This is a genomic window from Frankia sp. CeRuru1, from assembly GCF_977966315.1.
Map to the genome: position 1 here is coordinate 1 of NZ_CDWWEW010000162.1, position 10,872 is coordinate 10,872.

Consider the following 10,872-nt stretch of genomic DNA (forward strand, 5'->3'; position numbering starts at 1 on the left):
GAGCACGGCCCCGCCCAGCCCCTGCACGGCCCGGGCGACGATGAGCTGCGCCTCGGTCCGCGCAAAACCACCGCCGAGGCTCGCCAGGGTGAACAGCGCCAGCCCGGCCACGAACACCCGGCGGCGACCGAACAGGTCTGCCGCCCGGCCGCCGAAGAGCAGCAGACCCGCGAACGCGATCGTGTAGGCGTTGACCACCCACTGCAAGCCGCTCGCCGTCATCCCGAGATCGGTCTGCATCGACGGCAGCGCGACGTTCACGATCGAAATGTCCAGAACGACCATGAACTGGGCCAGGCAGCAGACGGCCAGCACGGCCCAGCACGGAATCCCCCGGCCCGGCGGTGCGCCACCTCCCGGCGAGGCGCCCGCCCCGTTACCGGCGGTCCTGCCGACCACGGCACCACCCTCGTCCGAACTGTCCTCGTCCGAACTGCCCTCATCCGAACCTGTCATCACCCGATACCTCCAACCCCAGCCTTCATACAACTCCAGCCTTCGTACACCGTACGAGCAGTGGGCCAACCCTACGCCGTACGATGTACCAACGCCAAAACGGCAGCCTGTGCGTCCTGCCAGGAGGCGTCCTGCCAGGAGGTGAGTGGCGATGGCGGCGCCGCCGAGTGCGGCCCCGGGGCGATCCCAGGGGAAGCCGATGGGACGGGTGTCCACCCCACCGGGATGCCGGACGCCGCTGAGCGGTGAACGGCTGGCCCTGGCCGCGATGGAGATCGCCGACGAGGAGGGGCTCACGGCGGTGTCGATGCGGCGGATCGCCGCACATCTGGGCGTCGGGACGATGACGCTCTACCACCACGTCCGGGACAAGGACGAACTGACCGGCCTGATGTGGGACGCGTTCCTGGCTGGGCATCTGCTGGACGAGGTTCCCGAGGACTGGCGGGACGGCCTCACCCAGATCGCCCGGCGCGCGAGGCGGTCCTTCCAGGAACATCCCTGGGCCCTTCGGATCGGCATCCGCCGGGGTTTCGGTCCCAACAAGCTGCGGCACATCGAGCAGTGCCTGACCGTCGCCTCGAAGATCACCGATGATCCGCAGGACCAGCTGCGCATCATCCACTCGCTTAATGATCTGGTGGTCGGCTGCACGCTGCGCGAACTCGGCGACCGGGAGGATTTCGACCGCCGACGGCCTCCGGCGGCCGACTCCCAGGATCGCCCCGGTGTCCCGATGGCGGGACCGGTTTTCTCCGTCCAGGTCCTTGACGCCCAGGTCCTCAACCACGCGCAGACCACCGAGGACGCGCAGACCGCCGAGAAGGAGTACCCACGGCTGCGCGCCCTCGCCGCCCTCGGCTGCGGATACACGGCGCCGCGCTTCGAGCAGGCGCTGAAATGGCTTCTCGACGGAATCGCCGTCGCGTACGCGCCGGAGCCACCGGCCGACCGATGATCGGTTGGCCGGGAAATAGCCGACCAATGTTCCGCCGACGATGATCACTGTGCTCGCGCCCGGTGCCCGCCGGCGTCCGGCGGATGCCGAATTCGTTGCAGATGCGAAGAAGTGCGAAGAAGGATGCGTAGCGGCCTTCACGGACACGACTGGAGTAGCTACCGTCGGAGCGAATAAACGTCGCTGACCGTCCACGAGCCGCATTCGGGGCATCATCACCATGACCGCTCGGCTACCTCGTCACGTCGCGCCGCTCGCCGTGGGCGAGCCCACCTCACTCGGGCCCTACCAGCTGCTCGGTCGGCTGGACGCCGGCATCACCGGCATCGTCTATCTGAGCCGTGCTGTCGGAGGCGCGCAGGTCGCGATCCGCGCGTTGCACCCGGGCGACGCCCTGCGCGCGGACATGCGGGCCCGGTTCGCGGCGGCGATCGACCGCGCTCGCGTGCTGGCCGGGGCACACACCTGCGGGGTACTCGACGCCGCGCCCGACGCCGAGCGGCCATACGTGGTCACGGAGTTCGTCGGGGGCCCGACTCTGGCCCGCGAGCTCACCGAACGCGGACCGCTGTCCTCGGACGAGATCGACCGCCTCGCCCGGACCCTGTTGGAGACCATCGATGCGGCGCACCGCACGGTCGGCGTACTCGGCGACCTGACAGCAACGGATATCGTGCTCTCCGTTACCGGGCCGCGGCTGGTCGACCTGGGTGTCGCGGCGGCCCTGCGACCACTGCTGCTGTCCCCCGCGGCCGGCTCGGCCGGGGGGACGGCGCCCGGGACGCCGCACGTCGTCGCCGGGCGCTCCGGCCACCTGCGGCCTCCCCCCAACAGCCCCGGCTACGTGCCCGGCTATGGCTACGGCCCCGCGGCGAGTGGCTGGGAGGGCCCCGCCGCCGACATCGTCGCGTGGGCCGGGATCGTCGATCTGGCCGCGACGGGAAAGCCCAGCGGGTCCGTCGAACCCGCGGCCCGAGCCGGGCGACGCCGCGCCGACCGGTCGGAGCACACGGCTCCCATCGGCCAGGGGGTACGGCGGGCGCTCGCCCGTGTGCGACAGGCCGACGGGGCCTCTCTGCCCGACACCGCCGAGCTGCTGGCGCTGCTCTCCGGATCGAAGCCGCAGTCGACCCGAGCGGCGTGGGGCCGTGGCCGGCAGGCCGCCACGGCTCACGGCGGGCGGGCGGGCGCCGCGACGACAGGCGCGGATCCGCGGCCTGAGCCTACCGATCCTCGACCACCGACCCGGACGGCTCCCCTCGGAAGGGCTCCCCTCAGGACGGCCACGGGCGGGCGGCACAGCACCGGTCGGCGGGCACCGAGCCCCACCGGGAGTGTCCCGGACCCGATGGCCGCCCGGGCGCTGCCACCGCTCCCGACACTGCCGCCGCCCCCGACACTGCCGCCACTCCCGGCACTGCCGACACTGCCACCGCCGGAGCTCCCGCCCCCGGACCGCCGTCCGGCCTCCGCTCGTCCGGAGTCCGGACGAGCGGCATCGGTGGGATCCACATCAGCGAGGCGGGCGGCCGAGCCACGGGTAGAACGCCTACCGGTGGACCCGCTCGTTCGCGCTCGCCGGTCCCGGATGCGCCCGGTCGCCGCATTCGCGGTGGCTGCGGTGGCAGCGGTGGCGGCCGCAGCCACCGCCGCGGGGCTCAACTCCTCGCCCGACGACGTGACCACGGGTGCGCGTGCTCCGTTGCACGAGTCACAGCCGGACGACGGCGGCACCGTGGACACTCCGAGCAGCGGCCGGTCCGGATCCCGCGAGGGCCGCCCGGCCGTGCGGGCACCGGCCGCCCCCCGGCCCGCCGCGTCAGGCAGCCCCGCCGTGGAGGAACCCGCCGTGGACGAACCCGGCTCAGGTGGGCCCAGCACCCTCGGCGGCGGATCCGTCCTCGGCCCGACCAAAGAGGAACAGCAGAACGACCTGGCGGCGGAGGACTTCGCCCTGAACACCCTGCGCCTCGCGGCGGGTGGCAGGTCCGCGCCGCCGGGGCGCTCCTCTGGCGGCCCGGTGCCGGCGGCCTCCCCGCCGGCGCACCAGGCGCCGCCCGTTCTCGCCGCCGCCCCGCCGGTGCCGACCAAGCCGTCCGCAGCGGCGGAAGGAGTGGCTGCCGGGCCGATCGAGGCCGGCACCCCGACCACCGGCACCCCGGCCACCGGTGGCCGGACCACCCGCGCGGCAACAACCGCCAGTGGAGCTTCCGTGACGTCCACGGCGACCAAGCCCCCGACCCGGCCGGCAACGACCCGGCCGGCCGCCACCCGGCCACCGGCCACGACGGCTCCGGCTCCGGCTCCGGCTCCGGCCAGGAGGAGTCTCGCCCCGGTGCAGGTGGACGTCGTGACGTTGGCCCCGCGGTAGTCCCCAGCCCCGCGGCGGCCTCTGACGGTTACCGCTGTCGTTCGCCCGAACCGGCGACGGAGGTCACCCCCGCCCGCACGGCACCGTCGGGCCAGATGATCTGGAGGGGTTTGCGTCGCCAGCGCGCGTAGGAGACGACGTCCGCCGTACCCCCGAAGCCACACGCCGGCAGACCGTCCCACACCGCGAGGACCTGGTCGGATGCGTCGACCAGAAGGCGGCTCGCCGACATCAGGCTGGGCAGATCGGGCTTCGCCCGGTCCTGGCTGCGTATCTCGGTGGCGCGGCCGAGCAGCCGATCGTAGTCGCGCCGATGCGCAGCGGGTTGAAAGTCCCGGTAACCGGCCGCGGGTATCATGACAATGAGCCGGCCCCCAAGTTCGAGGACCACGTCGGCGAAGATAGTGTCCGCTCCCTCGGCCAGGCAGCTGATCCCGGTCAGCCCGGCCGCGGCGAGAGGCGCCAGCACCCGGCGCATCTCGCCGGCCGTGTATTCGGCCTGCCCGCCGGAGAGCCCGCGGTGGCCCGTCACCCCGATGACGACCATGCCGGTGTCACCCCGTCCGGCGGTGACAACGGAAACAGCGGTAACCATCGCGCGATGCAGCGCCCGATGCGGACCGCGACGGCCAGGGTCGGCGTCGAGAGAACACCGGGCGAATGTACCCAAGGGATCCAGGGCCAGGGTGGTTCGTCACCGGATCGGGCCTGTCACGGGGCTGTGGCGCGGGTCGCCTGGCTCCTTCATCCGGCCGCATTCCGACCCGCGGGCGTGCGGGCGTGCGGGCATGCGGGCGTGCGGGCATGCGGGCGCTAGAACCTGAAGTCGAGATGAGGTCAACCGTGCGAATGCGAGGATGCGCGCCTACAGTCAGCGGCTGGCCGACTCGTACCAGGCCGGACGGGTGTTGGTGAGCCAGCCGGGGACCAGTCGGCGCAGGTCGGCGGGCCTTAGTTCCAGGTCGAGCAGGCTCCCAAGGGACACCGAGACGATATCGAGATCATTCAGCCTGCTCCCGAAGTCGGCGCCCCACGACCGGTCAGCGGCGAAGACGACGTCGAGCACCCCCATCCGCTCACCGCGTTCGATCGAGATGTTCTGGATACCGCCCACGAACGTCAGGTAGTCCAGTTCGATCCCGGCCTGCTCGTTCAGCAGCCGGCGCAGCGCCGTCTGCACGGTCTCTCCCGGCTCGACCCGGCCTCCTGGCAAGTGGAACGACTTCTGGCCACGCTCGTTGGCGAGCAGCACCCGATCACCCGTCACGAGCAGCGCGCGCGCGTTGATCCGCACGGGGCCGGCGACCGGGTCGCCGTAGGACGTGGTGGCGGTGACGGTCGGTTTGGAAGCGGGCGGTGTCACGGGTGCTCCAGGAGTGGCGAGTCGGGCAGGAATGGCGAGTCGGGCCGAGAGGGGCAACCTCCGCATCGTGCCCCGCCGGACCAGATCGTGATGCGCCAACCGGTCATCCGACCGGCATCGGGTCGGTCGAGGGCACGGTCCCGTCAATCCGACCACCTCGCCGCCCGACCCGCATGAGCGGATATTTTTATGTAATTTCACCGTAATTTCGGATCATGCGTCGCGGCTCTCCCGAAGATGCGGGTACGATCATCCCATGCCGAGATTCCGGATCAGTGAGGCCGCCGCGCTGCTCGGTGTCAGTGACGACACCATCCGCCGGTGGGCGGACAGCGGCCGACTGCCAACCGTCCTAGACGACGCCGGCCGCCGGGCGATCGAAGGCGGCACCCTGGCCGGATTCGCCAAGGATCTGGCGACCGAGCAGACCGCCGCCCAGACGCCGGTCGTCGCCGAATCCGCGCGTAACCGCTTCCCCGGCATTATCACCCGCGTGGTGCGCGACGCGGTGATGGCCCAGGTCGAGATCCAGGCCGGCCCGCATCGCCTGGTCTCGCTCATGAGCAGGGAGGCCGCCGACGAACTCGGGCTGGAAGCCGGCGTCCTCGCGGTCGGCGCGGTGAAGTCGACCAACGTCGTCATCGAGCTACCCGAGCGTCGTTGATCCCGATCAGCGAGAAGGGCCTGCCCGCCGTGTCGGTCCGCGGCGGTTCGCTCCTTCGAAGGGGTCAGCCGGAGCAACAGGCCGTCGGCCCGCACGGCCGGTTCAGCCTGCGCGGTCGGTTCAGCTCGCACGGCCGGTTCAGCTCGCACGGCCGGTTCAGCCTGCGCGATCGGGCACCCCGGCCAGGTGACCCGCGGACCGGCGGACGTCCGCGCCGCGCGGTTCGCCGGGAAACGCGCCGCCGGATGTCCTGGGCGCTGCTGGTGCCGGCCGGGATCGCTGGCCTGTTCCTGCTCCTGCCGCTCGTCGGCCTGCTCGTCCGCGCCCCCTGGTCCGCCCTGCCCGATCTGCTCACCGAGACCGCGGTCCGGCAGGCCCTCCTCCTATCAGTGGAGACGGCCACCGCCACAACCGCGCTGTCGCTGCTGTTCGGTGTCCCCCTGGCCTGGCTGCTGGCCCGCACCCGTTTTCCCGGCCGGTCCCTGTTGCGCGCCCTGGTCACCCTCCCGCTCGTGCTGCCGCCAGTGGTCGGCGGCGTGGCCCTGCTTCTGGTGCTGGGTCGGCGCGGCGTCGTCGGCCAGTACCTCGATGGCTGGTTCGGCATCACCATCCCGTTCACCAGCGTCGGCGTGGTGATCGCGCAGATCTTCGTGGCCATGCCGTTCCTCGTCGTGTCCGTCGAGGGCGCGCTGAACAGCGCCGATCGGCGGTTCGAGGACGCCGCCGCCACCCTCGGTGCCGGGCCGTGGATGACGTTTCGCCGAGTCACCATGCCGATGACGGCGCCGGCGGTGGCCGCCGGCGCGGCGCTGTGCTGGGCTCGCGCCCTCGGCGAGTTCGGGGCCACGATCACGTTTGCCGGCAACTTCCCCGGGACCACCCGGACCACGCCGCTCGCGGTCTACCTGGCGCTGGAGACGGACTCGGACACAGCCATCGCGCTGTCACTCGTACTGCTCGCGGTCTGCGTCGGGGTTCTGGTGGCGCTGCGGGGCCGCTGGTTCCCCGGCGCCCGGCGGATTTTACGCAACCGGGGAACGCGTGACGCCGCCCCGGAGGCGCTCGAGCGGGGCATCCCGTGAACGCGGGGCATATCCCGTGAACACCGTCCCCGGAGATTCGGCGCGGGCGGCGCCCCCCGCCCCCGGCCTGGATCCGGCGTCAGCCGGGCTCAGCGCGCTGATGACAGTGCGACAGGGCCAGTTCGTGCTCGACGTCGAGGTCAGCGTGGCACGGGGGGAGACGGTCGCCGTCCTCGGCCGCAGCGGGGCGGGCAAGAGCACGCTGCTGCGGGCCCTGGCCGGCCTCCTCCCGCTCGACGAGGGCCGGATCACCCTCGGCGGCGAGGTTCTCGACGACCCGGCCGAGCACCGTTTCGTCCCGTCCGAACAGCGGCCGGTCGGCATGGTCTTCCAGGACTACCTGCTGTTCCCACACCTGCGGGCCCGCGACAACATCGCCTTCGGCCTGCGGGCCCGCCTCGGCCAGGGCCGGCGGCACGCCCGGGCGTCCGCGGACACCTGGCTGGAACGGTTCGGGATCGGCCATCTCGGCGACCGGCGACCGGATGCCCTGTCCGGCGGCCAGGGGCAACGGGTGGCGCTCGCGCGGGCGCTGGCGCCGGGGCCCGGACTGCTGCTGCTCGACGAACCGCTCGCCGCGCTCGACACCGCGACCCGCCGCGAGGTCAGGTCCTTCCTGCACAATGTGCTACCGACACTGGCGGCTCCGGTGCTCATCGTCACGCACGATCCCACGGACGCCGAGGTTCTCGCCGACCGCACCCTCGCCCTCGATGCGGGGCGGGTCGTCGACCAGGACTGATCCGGGCTGCTCAGCCGGCCCCGCTGCGTGTCTCCTCGCCGCGGTGACGGATCTCGGCATCCGGATCCGGGTAGACGAAGCTGACGTGCCCCGTGTCGGACCAGCGGACCGCAAACGGCGGATCCCCCGCCGCCGAGCGCACCTCGAAGACCTCGCCGAGTCGGTCCGGCTGCCGGGTGGTGTGACGGTGGACCATCAGAGTGGCGCCCGGGTGGGCACGCATCGCCCGGCGTCGCGCGGAAGTCAGGTCAGTACCCGGTCAGGCGCGACCGGGATGGCCGGCCAACGCCAGGTGATCGACGAACCAGTCACGCGCAAGCGCGGCCGCCTGCTCCAGGGCACCCGGCTCGGCGAACAGGTGCGTGGCGCCCGGAACGATCGCCAGCCGGTTCTCGCAGCCCAGCAGTCGGGCCTGGGCCTGCCGGTTCAGCTCGAGGACCAGATCGTCCCGTGCCCCGACGATGAGCAACGTCGGGGCGCGTACCGCGGTCAGCCGCGCCGCGGCCAAGTCCGGTCGGCCGCCCCGCGACACGACGGCCGCGACGGGGAACCCCCCTTCCGCGGCGGCCCGCAGCGCCGCGGCGGCGCCGGTGCTGGCGCCGAAGTAACCAATGGGGAGGGCAGCCGTCGCCGGTTGGCCGCGCAGCCAACCGGTCACGTCGATCAGCCGCCGGGCAAGCAGCCCGATGTCGAACACGTTCGCCCGGTCACGCTCCTCGTCCGGGGTGAGCAGGTCGAACAACAGGGTCGCGAGCCCCGCGGCATTGAGGTCGCGGGCCACGAACTGGTTACGTGGGCTGTGCCGGCTGCTGCCGCTGCCGTGAGCGAAGACGACCACTCCCCGGGACTGGTCGGGCACGGTGAGCCGACCGGCGAGCCGCACTCGACCGACGGGGATGTCGACCTCGACATCGCCGCCGGACGGGTCGGCTACCGCGCCGCCGACCGGCATCGTCAGCGCGGCCCGGTACAGCAGGTCGACGACCTCCTCGTCCGGTGTCTGGGAGAAGTCGGCGTAGAACTCGCCGATACCGAAGAAGGCGTCGGGCGTCTGGACGCAGACCACCTCGTCTGCCTGCCGGCGCAGCCAGCCAATCCGGTCACGGGGGGCAACGGGGGTCGCCAGCACCACGTGGGTGGCTCCCTGGGCCCGCACGACCTGGCACGCGGCAGAGGCCGTCGAGCCGGTCGCGATCCCGTCGTCCACCACGACCACCGTCCGCCCGGCGAGCGGGATCCTCGGCCGGCCGTTCCGGAACCGCCGGGACCGACGATCAAGCTCCACCAACTCGCGCGCCTGAACCGCGGCGAACTCGTCCGGCCCCACGTTAGCTAGCCGCCGGGCCTCCTCGTTGACGACCCGCATCCCACCCTCGGCGATGGCACCCATCGCGAGCTCAGGCTGGAAGGGGACACCGAGCTTGCGGACGAGGATGACATCCAGCGGGGCCTCCAGCGCCCGCGCCACCTCGAACGCGACGGGAATGCCCCCGCGGGGCAGCCCGACGACAACGACGTCACGGCCGCGTAGGTACGCCAGCCGCTGCCCGAGCTGCCGGCCGGCCTCCTCCCGACTATCGAAGATCACGACAACCTCCTCGTGCCGGCCGGGCGGGCTCCTCGTGCTCGCCGTCCGGACCGGACATCGTCCTGTGGTCGTCGTTCCCCGATTAGTCGCCGGGATACCGACCCACACCGTCCCGGGGCACCTGCCCCGATCCGAGCGATACACGGTCCGCGGCGTGCGGTGTGCGGTGCAAAGATCGTCGAGACGCTCCGGACAGTCGGAATCACCGTGTCCGCATGGTCCTGAACCGATCTCCGGCGGCCACTTGCGCTCCGACGCCCGGCCGGGATGCCGTGCATAATAAAAGTGTGACGCTCCGTTGGCAGCCCGGCTCCGCCCCTCACTGGGCGTGGCGAGAGGTCTGTTGTCCAGGGCGCTGTCGGTGTTGTCCCAGCCCTCGCGTCCACTGAGGCTCGCCGCACGCGCGACGAGCGCACCGGTCCTGTAACTCAGGGACCGTTCTGGGCGCGAGGGGCCTCGGGGCTCGGTGCCAGACCTGCACGAGTGATCTTTTTGCTCCCGGGGTGGAGCAGCTGTCGATCATCCGTATTCCCGGACTCCCGTCCTGCCCCTGGCCGGGTCGTTCACCGGAGTGCTCCGTGCGCGCTCCCGGATGACCGGCTGAGCTGTGCGCTCCGCCGGATGAGCCAGGTCGCGCCGTCTCCGTCTTCTCCCGTCGCACGCCAGCCCGCTACCCGCCCCGGTCACCTGTGGCCGTGCCGCCAGGGTCAGCCGGGCTGGTCCGGCCTTGGCGGCTGGTCCGGTCCCGACCGGCCGATCCCCCGCTGGGGCTTCCCAGACCCGCGCAACTACTACGTAATCATCACGCAATCACTGTGTAGCTATCGAGAACTATCAGGAAGGCAGCGTTCGCTGTGACCTTCGAGTCGTGGATGGCCCGGTTGCGGAGCGAGGGATACCTCGTCTGCCCGGGGAGCTCCCCGGTACCCGTCGAGGTACGAGGCGTTCGTCCCGACGGGGTCGGTCTGCTGTTCCGTTGCCGGGGAACGGCGATCCGGCTCGCCCTGTACCAGCCCGGACGGGCGGTATGGCAGATAGCCGTCCGGGACAAGGCGTGGTGCCCGGAGGAGTCCCTGCAACTGTGGACGCACCACCCGCTCGACACGGCGGATGTTCCGACCGACGCCCGGCTAGCCTTCCCTCGGGGCACCGAGCCGGACCAGGAGCTTGTCATCGACGGCACTCGCGTGTGGGGATGGTGCGGCCATGAGGCGGGGCTGCTCCGGCCAGCCGCCGCAGCCCCCCTGTTCGACCGGTTGATGGCCACCGTCACGCGGTCCGGCCTCGCCCTGTCAGAGCGCATCCAGCCAGATCTCGCCCGGGAGGTCGCCGTGCCGGCCGCCCGGTCGAGGGCTCGGGGCAAGGAGGGCATCAGCATCAGCTGACGGCCGGCCGGAGGCGGCGATCCACCCGAACCGGGGTGGTCGTCACAGGGGCTACGCGGTCCTGTAAGCTTCAGATGCTTCCAGGGGGGTGTAGCTCAGCCTGGTAGAGCGCCTCCCTCGCACGGAGGAGGCCAGGGGTTCGAGTCCCCTCACCTCCACTAGAGTTGCCATGTTCGAACCCCGGTCGACGTTGATCGACTGGGGTTGATCTTTTTCGGTGGGTAGTGGTCCGTGGGGTCGCTGGCTGGGGATGTGTCCTGTGG

11 protein-coding genes and 1 tRNA gene are annotated in these 10,872 nt (G+C 71.8%); 7 read left to right on the forward strand and 5 right to left on the reverse strand.

Annotated elements, in window-relative coordinates:
- Nucleotides 1-456: MFS transporter (locus tag AC08OP_RS13320; protein WP_476614480.1), on the reverse strand; the 456-nt coding region annotated here is incomplete at its 3' end.
- 199 nt (nt 457-655) lie between these two features.
- Between AC08OP_RS13320 and AC08OP_RS13325 the strand changes: the two genes are divergently transcribed.
- Both AC08OP_RS13325 and AC08OP_RS13330 read left to right on the forward strand, forming a co-directional pair.
- The gene (locus AC08OP_RS13325; protein ID WP_476614481.1) at nt 656-1,414 is read left to right on the forward strand and encodes a TetR/AcrR family transcriptional regulator; all 759 of its coding nucleotides are present in this window, start codon (nt 656-658) and stop codon (nt 1,412-1,414) included.
- Between the two features lie 220 nt (nt 1,415-1,634).
- The gene (locus tag AC08OP_RS13330) at nt 1,635-3,785 is read left to right on the forward strand and encodes a hypothetical protein (RefSeq protein WP_476614482.1); all 2,151 of its coding nucleotides are present in this window, start codon (nt 1,635-1,637) and stop codon (nt 3,783-3,785) included.
- A gap of 28 nt (nt 3,786-3,813) precedes the next feature.
- On the opposite strand, the gene AC08OP_RS13335 is transcribed toward AC08OP_RS13330, so the two are convergent.
- Nucleotides 3,814-4,380: a hypothetical protein gene (locus AC08OP_RS13335; RefSeq protein WP_476614483.1), complete on the reverse strand. Its 567-nt coding sequence runs from the start codon at nt 4,378-4,380 to the stop codon at nt 3,814-3,816.
- Nucleotides 4,381-4,656: 276 nt separating this feature from the next.
- Nucleotides 4,657-5,148 (reverse strand): NUDIX hydrolase, encoded by a 492-nt coding sequence (locus AC08OP_RS13340; RefSeq protein WP_476614484.1) that lies wholly within the window; start codon nt 5,146-5,148, stop codon nt 4,657-4,659.
- 256 nt (nt 5,149-5,404) lie between these two features.
- Here AC08OP_RS13340 and AC08OP_RS13345 point away from each other — a divergent pair, with 256 nt between their 5' ends.
- The 3 genes from AC08OP_RS13345 to AC08OP_RS13355 are packed head-to-tail and all read left to right on the forward strand — an operon-like array spanning nt 5,405 to nt 7,636.
- Entirely contained in the window at nt 5,405-5,812 is a 408-nt protein-coding gene (locus AC08OP_RS13345; RefSeq protein ID WP_462187801.1) for a TOBE domain-containing protein, read from the forward strand.
- 29 nt (nt 5,813-5,841) lie between these two features.
- Nucleotides 5,842-6,894, forward strand: coding sequence for an ABC transporter permease (locus AC08OP_RS13350; protein ID WP_476614489.1), 1,053 nt, complete (start codon nt 5,842-5,844; stop codon nt 6,892-6,894).
- Between the two features lie 16 nt (nt 6,895-6,910).
- Entirely contained in the window at nt 6,911-7,636 is a 726-nt protein-coding gene (locus tag AC08OP_RS13355) for an ABC transporter ATP-binding protein (RefSeq protein ID WP_476614485.1), read from the forward strand.
- Between the two features lie 10 nt (nt 7,637-7,646).
- Here the strand turns inward: AC08OP_RS13355 and AC08OP_RS13360 are convergent, their stop codons facing one another.
- Nucleotides 7,647-7,859 (reverse strand): DUF1918 domain-containing protein, encoded by a 213-nt coding sequence (locus AC08OP_RS13360; RefSeq protein ID WP_476614486.1) that lies wholly within the window; start codon nt 7,857-7,859, stop codon nt 7,647-7,649.
- 36 nt (nt 7,860-7,895) lie between these two features.
- Complete coding sequence (locus AC08OP_RS13365) at nt 7,896-9,224, reverse strand: phosphoribosyltransferase family protein (RefSeq protein ID WP_476614487.1); 1,329 nt, start codon at nt 9,222-9,224, stop codon at nt 7,896-7,898.
- 854 nt (nt 9,225-10,078) lie between these two features.
- Here AC08OP_RS13365 and AC08OP_RS13370 point away from each other — a divergent pair.
- Nucleotides 10,079-10,609 (forward strand): hypothetical protein, encoded by a 531-nt coding sequence (locus tag AC08OP_RS13370; RefSeq protein WP_476614488.1) that lies wholly within the window; start codon nt 10,079-10,081, stop codon nt 10,607-10,609.
- Between the two features lie 84 nt (nt 10,610-10,693).
- Nucleotides 10,694-10,767 (forward strand) — tRNA-Ala (locus tag AC08OP_RS13375).
- Nucleotides 10,768-10,872 lie beyond the last annotated feature (105 nt).

Excerpts from the sequence above, each read along its gene's own strand:
- AC08OP_RS13335 (WP_476614483.1), bottom strand. The coding sequence starts at position 4,380 with ATGGTTACCGCTGTTTCCGTTGTCACCGCCGGACGGGGTGACACCGGC.
- AC08OP_RS13345 (WP_462187801.1), top strand. The coding sequence starts at position 5,405 with ATGCCGAGATTCCGGATCAGTGAGGCCGCCGCGCTGCTCGGTGTCAGT.
- AC08OP_RS13330 (WP_476614482.1), top strand. The coding sequence starts at position 1,635 with ATGACCGCTCGGCTACCTCGTCACGTCGCGCCGCTCGCCGTGGGCGAG.
- AC08OP_RS13325 (WP_476614481.1), top strand. The coding sequence starts at position 656 with ATGGGACGGGTGTCCACCCCACCGGGATGCCGGACGCCGCTGAGCGGT.
- AC08OP_RS13360 (WP_476614486.1), bottom strand. The coding sequence starts at position 7,859 with ATGCGTGCCCACCCGGGCGCCACTCTGATGGTCCACCGTCACACCACC.